17 protein-coding genes are annotated in these 21,943 nt (G+C 61.3%); 13 read left to right on the top strand and 4 right to left on the bottom strand.

Annotation, left to right across the window (positions count from 1 at the left end; translation table 11 throughout):
* Positions 1-39 precede the first annotated feature (39 nt).
* Genes smc through def form a run of 5 tightly spaced genes read left to right on the top strand, consistent with a single transcriptional unit; the run spans position 40 to position 8,559 of the window.
* Positions 40-3,567, top strand: a complete 3,528-nt coding sequence (gene smc, locus NCG91_RS06735; protein WP_251349127.1) for a chromosome segregation protein SMC — start codon at positions 40-42, stop codon at positions 3,565-3,567.
* Positions 3,564-4,727 carry a cell division protein ZipA C-terminal FtsZ-binding domain-containing protein gene (locus tag NCG91_RS06730; protein WP_251349126.1) on the top strand — a complete coding sequence of 388 codons (1,164 nt, stop codon included), beginning with the start codon at positions 3,564-3,566 and terminating at the stop codon, positions 4,725-4,727. Before smc ends, NCG91_RS06730 begins: the two co-directional genes overlap by 4 nt.
* Before the next feature lie 14 nt (positions 4,728-4,741).
* Positions 4,742-7,108, top strand: a complete 2,367-nt coding sequence (gene ligA / locus NCG91_RS06725) for an NAD-dependent DNA ligase LigA (RefSeq protein ID WP_251349125.1) — start codon at positions 4,742-4,744, stop codon at positions 7,106-7,108.
* A gap of 24 nt (positions 7,109-7,132) precedes the next feature.
* Positions 7,133-8,026 (top strand): UTP--glucose-1-phosphate uridylyltransferase GalU, encoded by an 894-nt coding sequence (gene galU, locus NCG91_RS06720; RefSeq protein ID WP_077403348.1) that lies wholly within the window; start codon positions 7,133-7,135, stop codon positions 8,024-8,026.
* Entirely contained in the window at positions 8,023-8,559 is a 537-nt protein-coding gene (gene def / locus NCG91_RS06715; protein WP_076569759.1) for a peptide deformylase, read from the top strand. Before galU ends, def begins: the two co-directional genes overlap by 4 nt.
* A 126-nt stretch (positions 8,560-8,685) precedes the next feature.
* Here the strand turns inward: def and NCG91_RS06710 are convergent, their stop codons facing one another.
* The 4 genes from NCG91_RS06710 to map all read right to left on the bottom strand — a co-directional run bounded on the left by NCG91_RS06710 (position 8,686) and on the right by map (position 13,807).
* A complete protein-coding gene (locus tag NCG91_RS06710) occupies positions 8,686-9,450 on the bottom strand; it encodes a flagellar brake protein (protein ID WP_251349124.1) in 765 nt (254 codons plus the stop codon).
* Positions 9,451-9,602: 152 nt separating this feature from the next.
* The gene (locus NCG91_RS06705) at positions 9,603-10,352 is read right to left on the bottom strand and encodes a pseudouridine synthase (RefSeq protein ID WP_034752263.1); all 750 of its coding nucleotides are present in this window, start codon (positions 10,350-10,352) and stop codon (positions 9,603-9,605) included.
* Between the two features lie 40 nt (positions 10,353-10,392).
* Positions 10,393-12,960 carry a [protein-PII] uridylyltransferase gene (locus NCG91_RS06700; protein WP_251349123.1) on the bottom strand — a complete coding sequence of 856 codons (2,568 nt, stop codon included), beginning with the start codon at positions 12,958-12,960 and terminating at the stop codon, positions 10,393-10,395.
* Between the two features lie 34 nt (positions 12,961-12,994).
* Positions 12,995-13,807, bottom strand: coding sequence for a type I methionyl aminopeptidase (map, locus tag NCG91_RS06695; protein WP_099668116.1), 813 nt, complete (start codon positions 13,805-13,807; stop codon positions 12,995-12,997).
* A gap of 390 nt (positions 13,808-14,197) precedes the next feature.
* Between map and rpsB the strand changes: the two genes are divergently transcribed.
* From rpsB to rseP, 8 genes are all read left to right on the top strand, one after another.
* Positions 14,198-14,950 carry a 30S ribosomal protein S2 gene (gene rpsB, locus NCG91_RS06690; RefSeq protein ID WP_010397614.1) on the top strand — a complete coding sequence of 251 codons (753 nt, stop codon included), beginning with the start codon at positions 14,198-14,200 and terminating at the stop codon, positions 14,948-14,950.
* A gap of 158 nt (positions 14,951-15,108) precedes the next feature.
* Positions 15,109-16,020, top strand: a complete 912-nt coding sequence (tsf, locus tag NCG91_RS06685) for a translation elongation factor Ts (protein WP_034752260.1) — start codon at positions 15,109-15,111, stop codon at positions 16,018-16,020.
* Between the two features lie 148 nt (positions 16,021-16,168).
* Positions 16,169-16,885 (top strand): UMP kinase, encoded by a 717-nt coding sequence (gene pyrH, locus NCG91_RS06680; RefSeq protein ID WP_034752258.1) that lies wholly within the window; start codon positions 16,169-16,171, stop codon positions 16,883-16,885.
* Between the two features lie 177 nt (positions 16,886-17,062).
* Positions 17,063-17,623: a ribosome recycling factor gene (gene frr / locus NCG91_RS06675; RefSeq protein WP_034784152.1), complete on the top strand. Its 561-nt coding sequence runs from the start codon at positions 17,063-17,065 to the stop codon at positions 17,621-17,623.
* Positions 17,624-17,722: 99 nt separating this feature from the next.
* A complete protein-coding gene (uppS, locus tag NCG91_RS06670) occupies positions 17,723-18,490 on the top strand; it encodes a polyprenyl diphosphate synthase (protein ID WP_099664331.1) in 768 nt (255 codons plus the stop codon).
* Positions 18,490-19,323, top strand: a complete 834-nt coding sequence (locus tag NCG91_RS06665; protein WP_251349122.1) for a phosphatidate cytidylyltransferase — start codon at positions 18,490-18,492, stop codon at positions 19,321-19,323. The genes uppS and NCG91_RS06665 overlap by 1 nt, the downstream gene beginning before the upstream one ends.
* An 8-nt stretch (positions 19,324-19,331) precedes the next feature.
* On the top strand, positions 19,332-20,516 hold the full coding sequence (gene ispC / locus NCG91_RS06660; RefSeq protein WP_099664329.1) for a 1-deoxy-D-xylulose-5-phosphate reductoisomerase: 1,185 nt from the start codon (positions 19,332-19,334) through the stop codon (positions 20,514-20,516).
* Positions 20,513-21,874, top strand: coding sequence for an RIP metalloprotease RseP (gene rseP, locus NCG91_RS06655; RefSeq protein ID WP_251349121.1), 1,362 nt, complete (start codon positions 20,513-20,515; stop codon positions 21,872-21,874). Before ispC ends, rseP begins: the two co-directional genes overlap by 4 nt.
* The last annotated feature ends 69 nt before the right edge of the window (positions 21,875-21,943 follow it).

Below are 21,943 nucleotides of genomic sequence, written 5' to 3'. Positions count from 1 at the left end.
AAATATAACCGCCAGCATAGGCCAGGAACTCTAAAACACGTGCGTCTCTCTTCCATCAAGTTGTCGGGATTTAAGTCTTTCGTCGATCCCACCAATTTCCAGGTGCCAGGCCAGCTCGTGGGCGTGGTCGGGCCGAATGGCTGCGGCAAGTCGAACATCATCGACGCCGTGCGCTGGGTGCTGGGCGAATCGAAAGCGTCGGAATTGCGCGGCGAATCGATGCAGGACGTCATTTTCAATGGCTCCACCCACCGCAAACCGGCCGGGCGCGCTTCCGTGGAATTGGTGTTCGACAATAACGATGGCAAGGCGTCCGGCCAGTGGGGCCAGTACGCCGAGATCGCCGTCAAGCGCACCCTGACGCGCGACGGCACCTCCACCTATTACATCAATGGCCAGCCCGTGCGCCGGCGCGACATCCAGGACATCTTCCTTGGCACGGGCCTCGGCCCGCGCGCCTACGCCATCATCGGCCAGGGCATGATTTCGCGCATCATCGAATCGCGCCCGGAAGAATTGCGCGTCTTCCTCGAAGAAGCGGCCGGCGTATCGAAATACAAGGAACGCCGCCGCGAGACGGAAAACCGCTTGCAGGACACGCGCGAAAACCTGTTGCGGGTGGAAGATATCTTGCGCGAACTCAATGCCAACCTGGAAAAGCTGGAAGCGCAGGCCGCTGTCGCCACCCGTTTCCACGCCTTGCAGGCGGACCAGGAAGAAAAACAGAAGCTGTTGTGGCTGCTGCGCAAGAACGAGGCGCAAAACGAGCAGACGCGCTATTTCCGCGAAGTGGAACAGGCGCAGACGGACCTGGAAGAGCAGACGGCCAAGCTGCGCAACGTGGAACTGACCCTCGAGCAGATGCGCCAGGCGCACTTTGCCGTGGGCGACCGTTTGCATACGGCGCAAGGCCATCTGTACCAGACGAATGCGGAAATCGGCAGCCTGGAAGCGCAGATCAAGTTCGTCATCGAATCGCGCGCCCGCCTGCAGGCGCAGCTGGCCACCCTGACGGCCCAGCGCGACCAGTGGACGAGCCAGGGCGGCGAATACCAGGAACAGATCGAAGAGGCGGAATTCCACCTCGAAGAGCTGGCTGCGAAGGTGGAACAGTCGCAAATGATGGCGGAACAGAAGGGCGAGCAATTGCCCGAGCTGGACGCCGCCTGGCGCGCCGCGCAAAACAAGAGCACGGAATCGCGCGCCCGCATCATGCAGGCCCAGCAGCAGCTGGAGCTGGAATCGGCGCACCAGCGCAACGCCTCGAACATCCTGGCCAGCCTCTTGAGCCGCCGCGAGCGCCTGCAGCAGGAAAAGAACAGCCTCAGTCTGCCCGACAGCAGCCACCTGGAAAACCTGAAGCTCCAATTGGAAGAAAAGCAGCAAACCCTGGAAGAACAGGGTTTCTACCTGGAAGAAGCTTTGGAGCAGCAACCCAAGCTGGAACAGGAACGGGCCGAGGCGCAGGCGCAAGTCAATGCCGAGACGGCGGCGAATGCCCAGCTGGAAGCGCGTCTTTCCGCTTTGAAACAATTGCAGGAACGGGTGCAGACGCAGGGCAAGGTCCAGCCCTGGCTGAAAAAGCACGAGCTCGACACCTTGCCGCGTCTGTGGCAAAAGTTGCAGATCGAAGCGGGCTGGGAAGCGGCCATGGAATCGATCTTGCGCGAGCGCACGTCGGCCTTGCAACTGTCGAATATCGACTGGGCCAAGGCCTTCTTTGCCGACGCGCCGCCGGCCAAGCTGGCCCTGTACGCGCCATCCACGGTGGCGCCCCTGTCGCTGCCGGAAATCGCCGGCCTGAAACCCTTCCTGAACTTGTTGAAACTCAACGATCCGGGCTTGCGCGGCTTGCTGCAGGATTGGCTGTACAACGCCTATGCCGTGGAAGACGCGGCCGAAGCGCTGGCCGAACGCGCTAAATTGCCGCCGGGCGGCTATTTCGTCACGCGCGCCGGTCACGTCGTGACGGCCACCAGCGTGCGCTTCTATGCGGCCGATTCGGAGCAGGAAGGCATGCTGGGCCGCCAGCAGGAAATCGACAATATCGGCAAGCAGTTGCGTGCCCAGCAATTGCTGGCCGAAGAGGCGCGCGCCCGTTCCGTGCGGGCCGATGCGGCCGTCGCCACCCTGACGCGCAATCTGTCCGACTTGCGCTTGCGCATACAGCAACTGACGTCTTCCGTGCATACTCTGCAACTGGACGTGGTGAAACTGTCGGAAGTGGAAGCGCGTTTCAACCAGCGCAGCACGCAGATCGGCGCCGACCTGGCCGAGATCGCCGCGCAGGAAGCGGAGCAGATGCAGACCAAGCTGGAATCGGAAGAAAAATTCGAACAGCTGGACATGGAGTTGGGCAACTTGCAGGAAGCGCACGAAGACGGCCACACGGATTTCCTGCAGAAGGAACAGCGTCTGGCCGAGGCGCGCGAAGCCTTGCGCGACCTGGAACGGGCCGCCAAGGATACGGAATACGCGGAAAAAGCCCACCGCGCGAAGATCGAGGAATTGCGCCGCAACATCGCCACGGCCAGCACGCAGGCGCAGCAAGTGACGGAAAGCCTGCAGGCGGGCGAACTGGAATTGGCCAACCTGGAAAGCGGCGCGGCCGCCGACGGCTTGCAGGACTTGCTCGAACGCCGCACGACGCAGGAGCGGGCGCTGGCGGACGCGCGCCACGAACTCGATCAGATTACGCAGCAGCTGCGCCTGTCCGAAGATGCGCGCACGCAATCGGAACGCAGCTTGCAGCCGCAGCGCGACAAGATCATGGAAATGCAGCTCAAGGAACAGGCCGCGCGCCTGAACCAGGAGCAATTCGCCCAGCAATTGCTGGAAGCGGGCGCCGACGAGGTCGCGCTGACGGAGAAATTGCACCCGGACATGCGTCCATCGTATCTGCAGGGCGAAGTGACGCGCCTGACGAACGCCATCACGGGCCTGGGCGCCGTCAACTTGGCCGCGCTGGACGAGCTGGCGCAGGCATCCGAGCGCAAGAATTTCCTCGACGCCCAGAATGCCGACCTGACGGAAGCGATCAATACCCTGGAAGACGCGATCCACAAGATCGACAAGGAAACGCGCGACTTGCTGCAAGACACGTTCGACAAGGTCAACCATCACTTTTCCGAGCTGTTCCCGATTCTGTTCGGCGGCGGCCAGGCCAGGCTGACCATGACGGGCGACGAGATTCTCGATTCCGGTGTACAAGTCATGGCGCAGCCTCCCGGCAAGAAAAATGCCACCATCCACCTGTTATCGGGTGGAGAGAAGGCGCTGACCGCGACCGCATTGGTGTTTTCCATGTTCCGCCTGAATCCGGCGCCGTTCTGCCTGCTCGACGAAGTCGATGCACCGCTGGACGATTCGAACACGGAACGCTTCTGCCGCATGGTCAAGCGCATGTCCGACCAGACCCAATTCCTTTTCATTTCGCATAACAAGATTGCGATGGAAATGGCCCATCAATTGATCGGTGTGACGATGCAGGAGCAGGGCGTATCGCGCATCGTGGCGGTGGACATGGAGTCCGCCGCAAATTTTGCAACCGAGGCACAAGCAGCATGACAGACCTTCAAATTACCTTGTTCGGCGCCGGCGGCGTCTTTATCGTCGGTGTTTTCTCGTACAACAAATGGCAGGAATACAAGGCCAAGAAAAGCGTGGAACGGGCTTTTTCCACCGACCACGACGACGTGCTGATGCGCGAGGGCGACGCTCCTGCCGTGGAAGCCCAGGAACCCGTGCTGCGCCAGGAACCGCGCTTCGACGCCGCGCCCGCCGCCAAGGCCGAACCGTCGTTCGGTGCGCCGCCAGCGGCCGTGGTGCCGGACGCGCCCGTGCATGCGGAACCGTCGCTGGCCGATGCCGACCCTGCACCCGCCGCTCCTGCCGCGCCGGCGCAGCCGGAAGTCAGCGCCGCCAGCGAACAGGCGACCAGCCTGGTCGACCCGCTGATCGATTGCCTGCTGCCTTTGTCGCTGGAAGCGCCCGTGCGTGGCGACAAGATCCTGCCCGTGCTGCAAACCCTGCGCCTGGTGGGCAACAAGCCCGTCCACTTCATCGGTTTGCACGTGAATGGCGACTGGGAACCGATCACGCATGGCGGTGTCTACACCAAGATGCAGGGCGGCGTGCAGCTGGCCAGCCGCAGCACGGCTCTGAATGAACTGGAATACTCGGAACTGGTCACGCGCCTGCGCGGCGTGGCTGACGAGATCGGCGCCGAGCCGGAAGTGCCCGACATGATGGAAGTGATGGCCGAAGCGCGCAATCTGCACCGCTTCGTGGCCGGTCACGATGCCCAGCTGGGCGTCAACCTGCACACGAATGGCGCGCCATGGGCTATTTCCACCTTGCTGTTCGCGCTGGAAAAGCAGGGCTTCGACGTGCGTCCGGACGGCCGTTTCGTCATGCCCGACGGCGAAGGCGGCTATCTGTTCTCGCTGTCGACGAATGTCACCCTGGCCGAGGAAACGACGCCGCGCCTGACCCTGCTGCTGGACGTGCCATGCGTGGCGCCCGCGCGCGACGGCTTCGGCGCCATGGTCGCTTGCGCCAAGGCACTGGTGGGCCGCCTGGACGCCACCATCGTCGACGATTACAACCAGGCCTTGTCCGATGCGGCGCTGGCCGAGATCGCGGGCCAGGTGCAAGAGTTTTACCAGGAAATGGACGCGGCCGACATTCCGGCCGGTTCCACCCGCGCCCTGCGTTTATTTAGCTGAAGAATCCCGCAACAATGACTGATCCGATCAACCAGGACGCCGCCCAGCGGAATGCCGCTCAGCGCGTCCTGGCACTCACGGCCGAACTCAATCGGCATCTGCACGCCTACCACGTGCTCGACAATCCCACCATCCCCGACGCCGAGTACGACAAGCTGTTCGTCGAACTGCAGGCGCTGGAAGCGGCCCATCCCGACTTGCGCACGCCCGATTCGCCCACCTTGCGCGTGGGCGCGGCGCCCTTGCCGCAATTCGAGCAAGTCACGCACACGGTGTCGATGTTGTCGTTGAACAATGGTTTCACCGATGACGATATCGTCAACTTCGACCGCCGCGTGCGCGAAGGCCTGGACCTTGACGGTGCCGAAGTCGATTACGCTGCCGAAGTGAAATTCGACGGCCTGGCCATCAACCTGCGCTATGAAAACGGCCTGTTCGTGCAGGCGGCCACGCGCGGCGATGGCGCCACGGGCGAGGATGTGACGGCGAATATCCGCACCATTTCCGGCATCCCGTTGCGCCTGCATGGCGACCGGATTCCTGCCGTGCTCGACGTGCGTGGCGAAGTCATGATGTTCAAGGCCGATTTTGCCCGCCTGAACGAACGCCAGCGCGAAGCGGGGCAGAAGGAATTCGCCAACCCCCGCAATGCGGCGGCCGGCAGCCTGCGCCAGCTCGATTCGCGCATCACGGCCCAGCGCAAGCTGCGTTTCTATGCGTATGGCATCGGCGCCCTCGATGGCGCCGCCATGCCGGCGTCGCATTCTGCCTTGCTGGACTGGTACGACACCCTGGGCATTCCCGTATCGAAGGAGCGCCGTGTGGTGCAGGGCGCGCAAGGCTTGCTCGATTACTACGCGGACATCGGCGCGCGCCGTCCCGCCTTGCCGTATGAAATCGACGGCGTCGTCTACAAGGTGAACGCGACGGAAGACCAGCAGGAGCTGGGCTTTGTCTCGCGCGCGCCGCGTTTTGCGCTGGCGCACAAGTTTCCCGCCGAAGAGGCGCTGACGCAGGTGCTGGATATCGATATCCAGGTGGGCCGCACTGGCGCCATGACGCCCGTGGCGCGCCTGGCGCCCGTCTCCGTGGGCGGCGTGACGGTCACCAACGCCACCTTGCACAATGAAGATGAAGTGCGGCGCAAGGATGTGCGCGTGGGCGATACGGTCGTCGTGCGCCGCGCGGGCGACGTGATTCCGGAAGTGCTGTCCGTGGTGCTGGAAAAACGGCCGGAACCGGCGCCGCCGCCGTTCAAGATGCGGGAAACGTGCCCCGTGTGCGGCTCGCACGTGGTGCGCGAAGAGGGCGAGGCGATTGCCCGCTGCTCGGGCGGTCTGTTCTGCTCGGCGCAGCGCAAGGAAGCGTTCCGTCATTTCGCGGGCCGGCGCATGATGGATATCGAAGGCCTGGGCGAACGTTATATCGATACCCTGGTCGAACTGGAATACGTGCATGGCCTGGCCGACTTGTACAGCCTGACCCTGGATAAATTGCTGGAAATGAAAGTGCGCGCCGACGAGCGCGACGGTTCGACGCCAGAAACAGTGCAACAAGGCAAGATTCCCACCAAGTGGGCGGAAAACTTGCTGGCCGGTATAGAAGCGAGCAAGCGCCCGCCGCTTGAGCGTTTCCTGTTCGCGCTGGGCATCCGCCACGTGGGCGAATCGACGGCCAAGACCCTGGCCGAGTGGCTCGGCAGCCTGGCGTATGTGCGGCAAGCGCCAGCAGCCTTGCTGCGCGTGCTGCCCGATATCGGCGGCACGGTCGCCGAGTCGATTGCCGATTTCTTTGCCGAAGAAAAGAACCAGCAGGCGCTGCAGGCGTTGCTGGACGCCGGTGTCGCGCCGCAAGGCGAACATGCGCCCAGCGCCAAGCTGCGCACGCAGCTCGAACAAACCACCTTGCTTGCCGCCATCGGCATCCCGAAGCTGACGGAGCCGCGCAGCAAGCAGCTGGTGGAGCGGGGCGTGACCCTGGCCAGCCTGGCCGCGCAGGGCGCCAGCTTCCATGCGGGCTTGCCTGCCGCCGTGGCCGAGTCGCTGGCGCAATGGCTGGCCGATGAGGGCAATGTCAAGCTGCTTGGTCAACTGGACGCCCTGCGTCATGAATTACTGTCACAATTGCCTGAAATGCCAGCCGCTGGCGGCAAGCTGGACGGCAAGACTTTCGTCCTGACGGGTACCTTGCCCAACATGAGCCGCGACGAGGCGGCGGAGCTGATCGAAGCGGCCGGTGGCAAGGTCAGCGGTTCTGTTTCGAAGAAGACAGGATATGTCGTGGCCGGCTCGGATGCCGGCAGCAAGCTGGCCAAGGCCCAGGAACTGGGCGTGGCCATCCTCGACGAGGCTGGCTTGCTGGCTTTGCTCGCGCAGGATTAATTCTTAAAATATTACAGAAGACCCATGAAAAAAATCAGAAAAGCAGTCTTTCCCGTCGCCGGCCTGGGCAGCCGCTTCTTGCCAGCGACCAAGGCACAACCGAAGGAAATGTTGCCTATCGTCGATAAACCGCTGATCCAGTACGCGGTGGAAGAAGCGGTGGCGGCCGGTATCACGGAAATGATCTTCATCACGGGACGCAACAAGCGCGCCATCGAAGACCATTTCGATACGGCTTACGAGCTGGAATCGGAGCTGGAAGCGGCCGGCAAGCGCCAGTTGCTCGACATGGTGCAAAACGTCATTCCCAAGCATATCAATTGCATTTATATCCGCCAGTCGGCGCCGCTGGGCCTGGGGCATGCCGTGCTGTGCGCCCGTCCCGTGATCGGCGACGAGCCGTTTGCCGTCTTGCTGGCCGACGATTTCATGGATGTGCAAGAAGGCGTGCGCCCCGTGCTGGCGCAGATGACCGATGTCTTCCAGTATGAAAATTGCTCGCTGCTGGCCGTGCAGGACGTGCCGCGCGCGGAAACCAAGCAGTACGGTATTGTGTCGGCAAAGAATTATCAGCCCGACCTGGAGCTGGTCTCGGCCATCGTGGAAAAGCCCGCGCCCGAAGAGGCGCCGTCAACCCTGGCCGTGGTGGGCCGTTATGTGCTGACCAGCCGTATCTTTAACCATCTGGAAAATATCGGCACGGGCGCCGGCGGCGAAATCCAGTTGACGGACGGCATCGCCGCCCTGATGCGCGAAGAGCGCGTGCTGGCTTACCGCTACCAGGGGCAGCGTTATGATTGCGGCTCCAAGCTTGGTTACCTGAAGGCAACGACGGCGATGGGCATGAAACATCCGGAAACGGGCGCCGCCTTCCGTAGCTATCTGCAACAACTGCAAGCGACACTGGAAACAAAATGACGGTACGTGACATCCTCAAGATGGGCGATCCGCGCCTGCTGCGCATGGCCGAGCCCGTGCGTGAATTCGATACGCCCGAACTGCATGCCTTGATCGCCGACATGTTCGACACCATGCATGCGGCCAATGGCGCGGGCCTGGCGGCGCCGCAGATCGGCGTCAACCTGCAGCTGGTGATCTACGGCTTCAAGCAGAACCTGCGCTACCCCGATGCGCCGCAAGTGCCGGAAACCGTGCTGATCAACCCTGTGCTGACGCCTTTGTCGGAACGCAAGGAAGAGGGTTTCGAGGGCTGCCTGTCCGTGCCCGGCCTGCGCGGCAGCGTGCCGCGCTGGAGCGAGCTGCACTACGAAGGCGTGGACCAGTTCGGCCAGCCCATCAGCCGCGACTGTGACGGTTTCCATGCGCGCGTGGTGCAGCATGAAGTAGACCACTTGCACGGCATTTTGTATCCGATGCGTATCGTTGATTTTACGCAATTCGGCTACACGGAAGTGATGTTTCCGGATTTAGATCCAAACGACGACGATTAATTGCCGCTTAATCTGGGATCAGACCCGCCGGGGCAGATCCCAAACGTTGCCGGTGGTAATGGTTAATGAACAAAAAATGGCCGCGCAGCATCAGCTGGGCGGCCATTTTCCATGCGTGAAGCGAAGCTAGCGCACCTTGCGGCTGCTGCCCAGGTTGTCGAGCAGCATCTTCAACTCATCCTGCATGGCATCCGTCAGGTTCAGGAAGCGGCAGCCGATCTGCACCTGCTCGCCCAGCAGGAAGGAGCGGAAGGTGCGCGACAGGCGGATTTCCAGGTCGGCGATCATGACCTTGTTCGGTCCCAGCTCCAGGCGCACGCGCGACAGCTTGCGCCCCACGTACAGGCCTACCGTGTCGCGCGGATGGGCGCGCATGCCGATGCCGCCGGCCGAGAAATCATATAGTTGCAATTCATACGGACGCCCCTCGAGCACGAATGCGGCCAGGTAGTACACGCCCAGCGGCGTTTCCAGGCGTGCCGATTCCCGTCGTTCCAGCACCAGACAATGGCTGGGGAAGTTGGTCAGATACACGTTTGGCCGCTCGGGATACGCTTCCCATTCGCCATTGATGGTAAATTGCAACTTGGCGCTTTGCACCCACGACACAAACGTGGCGCCGCCTTCGGGCAGGGTGGCGCCTTCATTCAGTTCCAGCACGAATTGCGGCAAGTCGTCGTCGACGGACAGGATGCGCGCCATGATGACGTCTTCGCCGCCCGCCGGGTAGATGGAAATGGCGTCGCCGTTGTCTGCCAGGCTGCACAGGGTTTCGCCGATATCCCACGGATCGCTCATATGGTGCGGCTTGGTGCCTGGCGCCATCGGCTCGGCCACGTCAGCCAGGCTGGGCGCGCCTTTGCGCAGGGGATTGGGGATGGGATCGTTCACGACAGCGTATCTCTTTTGTTCTGATGGGGAATAGTGTATAGGTTTAAAGCAATATTTACTAAGTAAATCACAATAATTGTTTTTATATCACTATATTCCTGTTGCTTATATGGCTTGGCATGCCCTGCGGCATGCCACTTTGATACCGTCGCTTAAAACTGTTCGTCCGCGCTCAGGTAACGCCATTGGCCCGTCGGCAAGTCGCCCAGTTTGACCTTGCCGATGCGCACGCGTTTCAGGCCCAGCACTTTCAGGCCGACGGCTTCGCACATGCGGCGGATCTGGCGTTTCTTGCCTTCGCGCAAGGTAAAGCTCAGCTGGTCTTCATTTTGCCAGCGCACCTTGGCCGGCAGCAGCGGCTTGCCGTCGAGCCACAGGCCGTGGTTGAGCTTTTTCAGTTCGCTGTCGGGCAGGGTGCCGCCCTTGGTGTAGCTCACGCGCACCAGGTATTCCTTGTCGATATCGGTATCGTGGCCGATCAGTTGCTTGGCCACGCGGCCGTCTTGCGTCAGGACGAGCAAGCCGACGGAATCGATGTCCAGGCGGCCGGCCGCCACCAGGCTGCGCAGCTGGGTGGGGTGGAACTGTTCCGGGCTGCGGTCTTCCGCCCAGCGGTTTTCCGCCTTGATCAGGGCCACGGCCGGCGTGTAGCCGTCTTCGGCCTGGCCGCTGACATAGCCGACGGGTTTGTTGATCAGCACGGTGACCCGCTTCGATTGCTCGGCCGCCGCCTGGCGTTCCACGGTGACCCGCTGGCTCGGGTAGACCTTGCTGCCCAGCTCGGACACCACCTTGCCATCCACACGGACCCAGCCGCGTGCGATCCATTCATCGGCTTCACGGCGGGAGCACAGGCCCAGTTCGGACATGCGTTTGGACAAGCGTAATAATTCTTCGGTCATGTTGTTTCAGTTTCAGTAAGGTAGGCGCTGCGCGGAAAGTCTACACTTTCAGTGCATCGAGTAAGTCGGTTTCCAGCAATATCTGGTTGCGGGCATTGTTGAGCGCGGGACCGTCGACGAGGAAAACGTCTTCGACCCGCTCGCCCAGGGTCATGATCTTGGCTGTGTGCAAGTTGATGCGATACTTGGTCAGCACGTTGGCGATCGCATACAGCAGCCCCGTGCGGTCGTTGGCCGCTACCGACAGCAAATAGTATTGGCCCTTTTCATCGGGCCGCAAATCCACGGTCGGCTGGAAGGGGAAGGTGCGCGACAGGCGCGACAGCCGTCCCTTGCCCGGCGGCGGCAGCGGCGTTTGCGACTGCAGCAGCTCGCCCAGCTCATGCTCGATCAGGCTGATGATGTCGCGGTAGCTCTTGGCGAAGTTTTGCTCCGTGACAAGGAACGTGTCGAGCGCATAGCCATTCTTGGTCGTGTGGATCTTCGCGTCGAGAATGCTGAAGTTCTTGCGGTCGAAATAGCTGCAGATGCGCGCGAACAGGTCGGGCTGGTCGGGAATGTACACGGCCACCTGCAAGCCTTCGCCGATGGGCGCCAGCCGGCATTTTACCACCGGCAACTTGCTGTCGAGCTTGTCATACAGCGAGCGCGTCTGCCAGGCGATGTCGGACGCGTCGTGGCGCAGAAAATACGCCACGTCCAGCTGCTGCCACAGTTTCAGATGCGCGTCCGGCGGCAAGCCGTACAGGCGCAGGGTGGCCAGCGCTTCCTGCTGGCGGTTCTTCAGCTCGCGGTCGGCCGTGTGCGGCTCGCCGCCCAGCACGCGCAAGGTGATCTTGTACAGGTCTTCCAGCAGCTTGCCCTTCCAGGCATTCCACACTTTCGGGCTGGTGCCGCGGATGTCGGCCACCGTCAGCAGGTACAGGCCCGTCAGGTGGCGCTCGTCCTTGACCACCTTTGCAAAGGCGGCGATGACGTCGGGATCGGACAAATCCTGCTTTTGCGCCACTTGCGACATGGTCAGGTGATTTTCCACCAAGAAAGCCACCAGTTCCGTGTCTTCTTCCGACAGGCCGTGCTCCTGGCAGAACTGGGTGGCGTCGGCCACGCCCAGCTTCGAATGGTCGCCGCCGCGGCCCTTGGCGATGTCGTGGAACAGGGCCGCCACGTACAGCAGCCACGATTGCGAGAAATCGGCCATCAGCTGGCTGCAGAACGGGTATTCGTGCGCGTGTTCGCTCATGGTGAAGCGGCGCATGTTGCGCACTACCATCAAAATGTGCTGGTCGACCGTGTACACGTGGAACAGGTCGTGCTGCATCTGGCCCACGATGCGGCGGAAATTCGGCAGGTAGCGTCCCAGGATGCTCATCTCGTTCATGCGCCGCAGCGCATGGATGATGCCGACCGGCGCTTGCATGATGCGCAGGAAGAGGGCGCGGTTGACGGGGTCCTGGCGGAAGGCGGCGTCGATCTTGAAGCGCGCGTGCCACAGGGCCCGCGTGGCGCGCGAGGTCATGCCCTTCAGGGCGGGGCGTTCCGTCATCAGCACGAAGACTTCCAGCATGGCCGATGGGTATTGCTCGAAGGTATCGTCGGCGCTGATGTCGATCAGGCTGTTGACTTCATTGAAGCGTGCGTTGATGGGCACGGCCACATTGTCTTGTGGAAACAATCGCGCTTCGATGTTTTGCAGCAAAATCGTGTTGAGCTGGGTCACCGTCTTGGCGGCCCAGTAGTAGCGCTGCATGAGGAATTCGCTGGCGCGGCGCATGTGCGGCCCGCTGCCCGTCGCCTGCAAGCCCAGCGATTCGGCGATCGCCGTCTGCACGTCGAACACGAGGCGGTCTTCGCGCCGCCCGGCATGCAGGTGCAGGCGCACGCGGATATCCTTGAAGGCGCGCTCCTTTTCCATCAGCTGGCGCGCTTCCGTCAGGGTGATCAGGCCGCCCGTGGCCAGGGTGCGCCACGAGTTCGCCAGGCCCGCCGCCTTGGCTACCCACAGGATCACCTGCAAGTCGCGCAAGCCGCCCGGGCTTTCCTTGCAATTCGGTTCCAGGCTGAAGGCCGTGTCTTCGTATTTGGCATGGCGCTGGCGCATTTCCGCCGTTTTCGCCTGGAAAAACGCCTGCGGGTCCATGGCTGCGTCATAGCGTTGCTGCAATTGCGCGAACAAGTCCGCGTTGCCGCACACGAGGCGCGCTTCGAGCAAGCTCGTTTGCACGGTGATGTCAGCCTTCGATTCGACCAGGCATTCATCGACCGTGCGGATGCTGTGGCCGATTTCCAGGCCCAGATCCCACAGCAGCTGCACCAGTTCCTCGAGCTTTTCCTGCGTGGCCCCATCGGGCGGTTGTTGCAGCAGGATCAGCAGGTCGACGTCGGAATACGGAAACAGTTCGCCGCGGCCATAGCCGCCCACGCCCACCAGGGAAGTGCCTGGTGGCAAGCCCGCTTCCTGCCAGGCGCGCGCCAGCACGCCGTCGACGCTGTGGCGCAGGCTGCGCAGCAGTTTTTCAGGCTTGCCGTCGGCCTGGAAGGCCGCAATGACGACCTGGCGGTCGGCTTTCAGTTGCTGTTTCAGCTGTTCCCGAACTTGCTTTTTCATCTGGGCCCTGGGTGGCGGTGCGTGGGGTGGAGAATCAGGCTTTGTTCAGGATCAAGGCCGGTGGCGGTGGCATGCCGGGCGAGACGGTCAGCACTTCATAGCCCGTTTCCGTCACCAGCACCGTGTGTTCCCATTGCGCCGACAGGCTGCGGTCCTTGGTTTTGATGGTCCAGCCATCGTTCATTTCGCGGATTTCGCGGCGGCCCGAGTTGATCATCGGTTCGACGGTGAAAATCATGCCCGCTTCGAGGCGTTCCAGGGTGCCTGGCTTGCCGTAATGCAACACTTGCGGTTCTTCATGGAAGACCTTGCCGATGCCGTGGCCGCAGAATTCGCGCACCACGCTGTAGCCGGCCTTTTCCGCGTGCTGCTGGATGGCGTGGCCGATATCGCCCAGGTGTGCGCCGGGCTTGATCTGGGCTATGCCCAGCCACATGCATTCATAGGTGATTTCCGACAGGCGCTTGGCCAGGATGGTGGGCGTGCCGACGAGGAACATGCGGCTGTTGTCGCCGTGGTAGCCATCCTTGATGACGGTGATGTCGAGGTTGACGGAGTCGCCGCTTTTCAAGACCTTGTCGCCGGGGATGCCATGGCAGATGACGTCGTTGACGGAGGTGCAGATGGCTTTCGGGTAGGGCGTGTAGCCGGGCGGGCAATAGTTCAGCGGGGCAGGGATGGTGCCTTGCACGTTGACCATGTATTCGTGGCACAGGCGGTCCAGTTCGCCGGTCGTGACGCCGACCTTGACGAAGGGAGTGATGTAGTCGAGCACTTCGGCGCCGAGTTTGCCGGCAACGCGCATGCCTTCGATGTCGGCGGCGGTATTGATACGGATGGTGGACATGATGTAATTCGCAATCTGCAAGTTGTTCGGGTGAAAAGCACAGACGAATCTCAGCGTAGGAGGAAAAGTCTGCAAATATGTCGAAATTATAAACGAGGCGCCCTGTATCCGCCGCCTCCATCCTAGGGCGGGCAGGCGTTTTTTGCGGGAATGGCCATGGCGGATACGCCTTGCACCAGCGTGGTGCAACGCTTGCCGTCGCTGCGCGCGCGATTTGCGCCGTGGGCTTGATGAAATGGGCATTTCGGTGTAGAATCCCGGGTTGCTTGAATTCTCTTTTAAGCAATGTAGTAAAACAGTGTCTTTAATTTATATAAACACGCGAATCCGGTCGACAAGGGTGCCTGTATGGTGACTGATCGGATTCCAGACCCAACCCTGGAGTTAATAATGTCCGTAACAATGCGCGAAATGCTGGAAGCCGGTGTCCACTTTGGTCACCAAACCCGTTTTTGGAATCCAAAAATGGCACCGTTCATCTTCGGCCATCGCAACAAGATCCACATCATCAACCTGGAAAAAACCATGGCGATGTACCAGGACGCAATGAAGCACGTGCGTCAACTGGCTGCAAACCGTGGCACCATCCTGATGGTTGGCACCAAGCGTCAAGCTCGCGAAATCATCGCTGCTGAAGCACAACGCGCTGGCGTGCCTTTCGTTGATCAACGTTGGTTGGGCGGCATGCTGACCAACTTCAAAACGATCAAAACCTCGATCAAGCGTCTGAAAGACATGGAAGTGATGATCGAAGACGGTTCGATCGAGAAGCTGTCGAAAAAAGAAGCGCTGATGTTCTCCCGCGAAATGATCAAGCTGCAAAAATCGATCGGCGGCATCAAGGACATGGGCGGCATTCCTGACGCAATCTTCGTCGTCGACGTCGGCTACCACAAAGGTGCGATCACCGAAGCAGCTAAACTGGGTATCCCGGTCATCGGCGTTGTCGATACCAACCACTCCCCAGAAGGCGTGAACTTCGTGATCCCAGGTAACGATGACTCCTCGAAAGCCATCATGTTGTACGCTCGCGGTGTTGCTGATGCAATCATCGAAGGCCGTGCAGCTGCCGGTAACGAAGTTGTTGAAATGGTTAAAGCAGCCGCTGGCGACGAATTCGTCGAAGTAAACGAACAGGCTTAATGGCCAGGCTATCGCAGGATAGCCGTTTGTAAGCACAGCAGTAAGGGAAAAGGGGTGGCAGCAGCTCCCCCTTTTTTTTAACAAAAAAACGATAGTGACCGCTGGCGAGGCATGCATGCCCGGCCGCGACTATCGACTCACCGAATCAGGAGAAACACATGGCAGCGATTACAGCAGCGATGGTAGGCGAATTGCGCGGCAAAACCGACGCACCAATGATGGAATGCAAAAAAGCACTGACCGAAGCCGAAGGCGACATGGCTCGTGCGGAAGAGATCCTGCGCGTCAAACTGGGCGGCAAGGCATCGAAAGCATCGGCACGCATTACCGCTGAAGGCGTCGTGGCAACTTACATCGCCAATGGCGTAGGCGCCTTGGTCGAAGTGAACTCGGAAACCGACTTTGTTGCGAAAAACGACGATTTCCTGGCACTGGCCAACAACGCTGCCCGTCTGGTAGCAGAACACAACCCGGCTGACGTCGCTGCCCTGCTGGCCCTGCCACTCGATGGCAAGACCCTGGAAGACGTGCGCGCTGCCCTGATCGGCAAAATCGGCGAAAACATGACCATCCGCCGCTTCCAGCGTTTCGAAACCAGCGCCAAGCTGGCTTCGTACCTGCACGGTTCGCGCATCGGCGTGATCGTCGAATTCGACGGCGCCGATGAGCAAGTCGGCAAAGACGTGGCCATGCACATCGCTGCCATGAAGCCAGTGTCGCTGTCGTCGAACGAAGTTCCTGCGGAACTGATCGAAAAAGAGCGTTCGGTTGCACAACTGAAAGCCGAAGAAGACGCAGCCAAAGCGGCCGCCGAAGGCAAGCCAGCGCAATCGCCGGAAATCCTGGCCAAGCGCCTGGAAGGTTCCGTACAGAAGTTCTTGAAAGAAGTTTCCCTGCTGAACCAAGCTTTCGTGAAAAACGACAAGCTGTCGGTTGAGCAAATGCTGAAGGCGGCTAACACCAGCGTCAAAGGTTTCGCCATGTACGTAGTGGGCGAGGGCATCGAGAAGAAGCAAGACGACTTCGCAGCAGAAGTCGCAGCACAGATGGCTGCCTCCCAGGGAGCGTAAGTAAAGCGGGCCGAGAGGCCCGTTTTTTTGGCCCGCCCGCACCTGTCGTGCCGGGCGGCGGCATGGGCAGCTTCCTCCCGCCTATCCGGCGCTGCAAGGCGCTGCGCCATGTCATACTCGAATAACCTCATTTATGGAGCCCCAGCTCATGTCAAAACCAGCCTACAAGCGCGTCCTCCTCAAGTTGTCCGGCGAAGCCCTGATGGGTGATGATCCCTACGGCATCAACCGCGCCACGATCGAGCGCATGGTGGCCGATGTGGCCGAGGTGGCAAAGTTGGGTGTGGAACTGGCAATCGTGATTGGCGGCGGCAATATCTTCCGCGGCGTCGCGCCTGGTGCGCAAGGCATGGACCGCGCCACCGCCGACTACATGGGCATGCTTGCCACGGTGATGAATGCCCTGGCCCTGGCCGATGCCATGCGCCACGTCGGCATCACCGCGCGCGTCATGTCGGCCATCGGCATCGAGCAAGTGGTCGAGCCGTACGTCCGCCCGAAAGCCCTGCAATACCTGGAAGAAGGTAAAGTGGTCGTCTTCGCCGCCGGTACCGGCAATCCGTTCTTCACCACCGACACGGCAGCCGCCCTGCGCGGTTCCGAGATCAGCGCCGAGATCGTCCTGAAGGCCACCAAGGTCGACGGCGTCTACACGGCCGATCCGAAGAAGGATCCGAATGCCACCCTGTTCCACACGATTACGTTCGACGACGCCATCGCCAAGCACCTGCAAGTGATGGATGCCACCGCATTCGCCCTGTGCCGCGACCAGAAACTGCCAATCAAAGTGTTTTCGATCACCAAGCCGGGCGCGCTGATGCGCGTCATCATGGGCGAAGACGAAGGCACGCTGGTCCACGTATAGAAATAAGGAGCGCCGAGAAGCCGTCCATGGCTGCGTTGCAGCGCCTCGCCGTACATTAAGTACTGTCTTCGGCGCTGCGCCTTGCCCTGAACGGTTTTCGGCACTCCCGACTGCGCGGGTTTGTTTGCTGAATCCGGCAAAGTAGAATATTCATTGTTATCAAGATTGGAGAGCAGCATGTCCTTAGCTGACGTTAAAAAGAACACCCAGGAACGCATGACGAAGTCGCTGGAAACACTGCGGGCCGACTTGGCCAAAGTGCGTACCGGCCGCGCCCATACGGGTATCCTGGACCACGTGATGGTCGATTACTACGGTTCGCCGACGGCGCTGACCCAGGTCGCCAACGTGACCCTGATCGACGCGCGCACCATCGGTGTGCAGCCGTACGAAAAGAAGATGGCCAACACCATCGAAAAAGCCATCCGCGACGCCGACCTGGGTTTGAACCCGTCGGCACAGGGCGACCTGATCCGCGTTCCGACGCCGCCGCTGACGGAAGAGCGCCGCAAGGAAATGGTCAAGCTGGTCAAGAGCGAAGCGGAAGACGCGAAGATTGCCGTGCGTAACATTCGCCGCGATGCGAACGAGTCGCTGAAGAAACTGGTCAAGGAAAAAGCCTGCTCCGAGGACGATGAGCGCCGCTCGTCGGAAGAAGTGCAGAAGCTGACGGACAAGTTTATTGCCGACATCGACAAGATGGTGGTCGACAAAGAAAAAGAAGTGCTGACGGTCTAGTTTTCAGTTCTTTTGACACTGCCCGGAAAAGCATGGCTTTTCCGGGCAGTGCTATTTGGCGCATAATAGCTATCTTTTATTTTTGGTATTCGTGTTTTCATGATCTATTCGAGTTCGACAACGGCAGTACCTGAGGTGGGCACGGTGCCGCGCCATGTGGCAATCATTATGGATGGCAATGGCCGCTGGGCAACCAAGCGCTTCCTGCCCCGCGTGGCTGGCCACGTCAAGGGCGCCGACGCCGTGCGCGGCATCGTCGAGACTTGCCTCGATCGCGGTGTCGAGTACCTGACCCTGTTTGCCTTCAGTTCGGAAAACTGGCGCCGCCCGGAAGAAGAGGTGTCGATGCTGATGCGCCTGTTCGTCACGATGCTGGAACGCGAAGTGGTCAAGATGCACGCCAATGATATCCGCCTGAAGGTCGTGGGCGACCTGTCGCGCTTCAATGAGCAGTTGCAAACCCTGATCGCCAATGCGGAACGCAAGACGGCGAACAACACGCGCCTGACGGTGTCCATCTGCGCCAATTACGGCGGCCGCTGGGATATCATGCAGGCAGTCAACAAAATGACGGCCGAGGCGGCAGCCAACGGCCAGAGCGCCGGGCACGCCTACACGGAAGAGCAATTGGCGCCGCACCTGGCCATGGCTTACGCGCCCGAGCCCGATCTGTTCATCCGCACGGGCGGCGAGCAGCGCATTTCCAATTTCCTCCTGTGGCAACTGGCGTACACTGAGTTGTTTTTCACCGAGACTTTCTGGCCCGACTTCAATGACGAGTGCCTCGACGCGGCAATCGCGTCTTACCAGCAGCGCGAACGGCGCTTTGGCCGTACCAGCGCGCAATTAACTGAAAAGACAAACTGATGCTGAAAACACGGATAATCACCGCCCTGGTCTTGTTGGCGGTCTTGCTGCCGGTTCTGTATCTGAATTACTTCCCCGCCTTCGCCGTGATCGCCACGGCGTTCTTCGGCGCCGCCATCTGGGAAAGCTTCCGCATTTTCAAAAATCGCCAGGCGCTCCTGATTGCCGCCATCTGGACTGCCGCCTTCGCTTATACGTTTTTTGTCGGCAACGGCATGGCGCAGCTCAATTTCTGGTTCGCCCTGTGCGTGGCCATCTGGCTGATCCGCTTCGTGCCTTCGCTGGCGACGGGCTTGCCGCCCACCGAAGGCCTGGGCAATACCTTGCTCAGCCTGGTATATCCGGTGACCATCGTCGGCTGCTTCGTCGCCATCATCGCCTTGTTCCTGCATAGCCCTTTGTACCTGCTGTCAGTGATGGCCCTCGTGTGGATCGCCGATATCGGCGCCTACTTCTCGGGCAAGGCTTTCGGCAAGCGCAAGCTGGCGCCAAGTATTTCCCCAGGTAAATCTTGGGAAGGCGCCATCGGCGGCGGCATCGCCGTGCTCGTCATCGCCGCCATCACGATTTTCGCCGCGCCAGCACTGCCGGTCTTGCAAGACACCTTTGCCGTGCAGCTGCAATTGCGCCGCGGCTGGCTGGTAGCCCTGCTGGTGCTGCTGCTGATCGTCGCCGCCAGCATCGTCGGCGACCTGTTTGAATCCCAATTGAAGCGCCGCGCCGGCATCAAGGACAGCAGCAACCTGCTGCCCGGCCATGGCGGTGTACTCGACCGCATCGACGCGTTGATCCCGGTCCTGCCATTTGCCGCCCTCGTGGCCAGCTGGCTTTAAGGAAACTCATGCAATACATCACCATCCTTGGCGCGACCGGTTCGATCGGCGTGTCCACCCTGGACGTGCTCGCGCGTCACCCGGAGCAATACAGCGTGTACGCGTTGAGCGCGCACAGCCGTGTCGCCGAACTGGCCGCCCAGTGCCTGCAATTCCGTCCCCAGCGCGCCGTCGTCGGCACGGCTGACGCCGCCCTTGAGCTGACGCGTTTGCTGCGCGGGCAGGGCGTCGATACGCAAGTCGAGTACGGCGTGGAGGCACTGTGCGCCATCGCCAGCGCGCCGCAAGTGACGGGCGTGATGGCGGCCATCGTCGGCGCGGCCGGCCTGGCGCCGACCCTGGCTGCGGCCCGTGCTGGCAAGAAAGTATTGCTGGCCAACAAGGAAGCGCTGGTCATGTCCGGCCAGCTGTTCATCGATGCCGTGCATGACAACGGCGCCGTACTGCTGCCGATCGACAGCGAACATAACGCCATCTTCCAATGCATGCCGCATGCCCATGGCCGCGCGCCCGGCGCTGCGGGCGTCGCGAAAATCGTGCTGACGGCGTCAGGCGGCCCCTTCCTCACGCGCGACGTCGAGACGCTCGACACGGTCACGCCGGACCAGGCTTGCAAGCATCCGACCTGGGCCATGGGGCGCAAGATTTCCGTCGATTCGGCCACCATGATGAACAAGGGCCTGGAAGTGATCGAGGCGCACTGGCTGTTCGGCGCGCCGGCGGAGCAGATCGAAGTGCTGATCCACCCGCAAAGCGTGATCCATTCGATGGTCTCGTACATCGACGGTTCCGTGCTGGCCCAGCTGGGCAATCCGGACATGCGCACGCCGATCGCGCATGCGCTGGCATATCCACAGCGTATCAACTCTGGCGTGGCGCAGCTTGACCTGGCGCAAGTGGCCACCTTGCAGTTCGAACGTCCCGATTTCCGCCGCTTCCCCTGCCTGGCGCTGGCCTTTGACGCTCTGCGCGCGGGCGGCACGGCGCCGGCCTTGCTGAACGCGGCCAATGAAGTGGCGGTGCAAGCCTTCCTCGACGAACAGATCGGCTTCCGCCAGATCGACCGGGTCATCGCGCACGTGATCGAGACGGTGCCGCACGGCGCCGCTTCGAGCATCGAGGCTGTGATGGAGCAGGACCGCCTCGCCAGAGCGGCCGCGCACGCGTACATCGCCCACAGGCTGGCCGCATGACCCTGATTACCACCTTGCTGGCGTTCATCGTTGCGCTGGGCTCGCTGATCACCCTGCACGAGCTGGGCCACTACCTGGTGGCGCGCTGGTGCGGCGTGAAGGTGCTGCGTTTCTCGATCGGCATGGGAAAAGTGGTGTATTCGCGCAAGTTTGGCAAGGACCAGACGGAATGGGCGATTTCCGCGCTGCCGCTGGGCGGCTATGTCAGCATGCTCGACAGCCGCGCGCAAGACCTCAGCGATTTGCCGGAAAACGAATTGCGCCGCGAATTCACGCGCCAGAGCGTCTGGCGCCGCATCGCCATCGTGGCTGCCGGCCCGCTGGCCAACTTCCTCGTCGCCATCGTGCTGTATGCGGGCCTGTTCATGCATGGCATCGAAGAGCCGTCGAGCAAGCTCGGCCCCGTAGCCGAGCAGACCGCCGCCTATGCGGCCGGCTTGCGCAGCGGCGATACGGTCGAAGCGGTGAATGGCAAGGCCGTGGCCAGCTGGTCCGAGCTGCGCTGGGAACTGATCCAGGCCACCCTCGACAAGCAGCCGGCGCGCATCGAAGTGCGCCGTCCCGACCGTGGCCAGCAGGAAGCGACCTTGCCGACAGCCAGCCTGACGGAAGCGGACCTGGAAGGCGACGTGCTGGGCAAGCTGGGCCTGACCCTGGCCCGTTCCGCGCCCACCTTGATGGAAATCATGCCCGATGGCGCCGCCGCGCGCGCCGGCCTGCAGAAAAACGACCAGATCCTGGCCATCGACGAACAGCCCGTGCACGACGTGGCGGCCGTCATCGCCACCCTGAGCCAGGCGCCGGGCCGGACCTTGCAATTGCAGCTCTTGCGCCAGGGTCAGGACCTGACCCTGTCCATTACGCCGGACGCCGTACCGGGCGCCGGGGCAGAGGGAGCTGTAACAGTTGGTAAGATACAGGCAAAGCTGGGACAGGTGCCGGATATGATCACCGTGGCCTCCGGACCGTTCTCTGCCGTGGGCAAGGCGTCCGCCAAGGTCTGGGATACCAGTGTCATGAGCCTGAAAATGCTGGGCAAAATGATCACCGGCCAGGTCTCGCTGAAGAATGTGACGGGTCCCATTACCATCGCCGATTACGCGGGCCAGACGGCGCGCATCGGCCTGGTAAGCTACCTGAGCTTCATTGCCTTCATCAGTATCAGTCTGGGCGTGATGAATTTGCTACCCATTCCTGTTCTGGATGGCGGGCATTTGCTGTATTATTCGCTGGAAGTTTTGACCGGACGCCCCTTGCCGGAGCGCGTAGGCGAGATTGCCCAGCGCCTGGGGATCGGTTTGTTGCTGACCTTGATGGTGCTTGCCGTCTTTAATGACGTGTTGCGATTGCTGAATTAGGGCGGTGGTTGATGCCATTGCGTGAGTCGCACAAGCAATCTTTTGTGTATGTTGTCCATTGATTTACCA

This window comes from Janthinobacterium kumbetense (assembly GCF_023703445.1).
In the GTDB taxonomy this organism is placed as follows: domain Bacteria; phylum Pseudomonadota; class Gammaproteobacteria; order Burkholderiales; family Burkholderiaceae_D; genus Janthinobacterium; species Janthinobacterium kumbetense.
This window is presented reverse-complemented; position numbering and strand designations above follow the sequence as displayed.

What these genes read in the sequence shown, in the direction of transcription:
- NCG91_RS06730 (WP_251349126.1), top strand. Translation starts at nt 3,564, where the DNA reads ATGACAGACCTTCAAATTACCTTGTTCGGCGCCGGCGGCGTCTTTATC.
- ligA (WP_251349125.1), top strand. Translation starts at nt 4,742, where the DNA reads ATGACTGATCCGATCAACCAGGACGCCGCCCAGCGGAATGCCGCTCAG.
- galU (WP_077403348.1), top strand. Translation starts at nt 7,133, where the DNA reads ATGAAAAAAATCAGAAAAGCAGTCTTTCCCGTCGCCGGCCTGGGCAGC.
- def (WP_076569759.1), top strand. Translation starts at nt 8,023, where the DNA reads ATGACGGTACGTGACATCCTCAAGATGGGCGATCCGCGCCTGCTGCGC.
- NCG91_RS06705 (WP_034752263.1), bottom strand. Translation starts at nt 10,352, where the DNA reads ATGACCGAAGAATTATTACGCTTGTCCAAACGCATGTCCGAACTGGGC.
- NCG91_RS06700 (WP_251349123.1), bottom strand. Translation starts at nt 12,960, where the DNA reads ATGAAAAAGCAAGTTCGGGAACAGCTGAAACAGCAACTGAAAGCCGAC.
- map (WP_099668116.1), bottom strand. Translation starts at nt 13,807, where the DNA reads ATGTCCACCATCCGTATCAATACCGCCGCCGACATCGAAGGCATGCGC.
- rpsB (WP_010397614.1), top strand. Translation starts at nt 14,198, where the DNA reads ATGTCCGTAACAATGCGCGAAATGCTGGAAGCCGGTGTCCACTTTGGT.
- tsf (WP_034752260.1), top strand. Translation starts at nt 15,109, where the DNA reads ATGGCAGCGATTACAGCAGCGATGGTAGGCGAATTGCGCGGCAAAACC.
- pyrH (WP_034752258.1), top strand. Translation starts at nt 16,169, where the DNA reads ATGTCAAAACCAGCCTACAAGCGCGTCCTCCTCAAGTTGTCCGGCGAA.
- frr (WP_034784152.1), top strand. Translation starts at nt 17,063, where the DNA reads ATGTCCTTAGCTGACGTTAAAAAGAACACCCAGGAACGCATGACGAAG.
- uppS (WP_099664331.1), top strand. Translation starts at nt 17,723, where the DNA reads ATGATCTATTCGAGTTCGACAACGGCAGTACCTGAGGTGGGCACGGTG.
- NCG91_RS06665 (WP_251349122.1), top strand. Translation starts at nt 18,490, where the DNA reads ATGCTGAAAACACGGATAATCACCGCCCTGGTCTTGTTGGCGGTCTTG.
- ispC (WP_099664329.1), top strand. Translation starts at nt 19,332, where the DNA reads ATGCAATACATCACCATCCTTGGCGCGACCGGTTCGATCGGCGTGTCC.
- rseP (WP_251349121.1), top strand. Translation starts at nt 20,513, where the DNA reads ATGACCCTGATTACCACCTTGCTGGCGTTCATCGTTGCGCTGGGCTCG.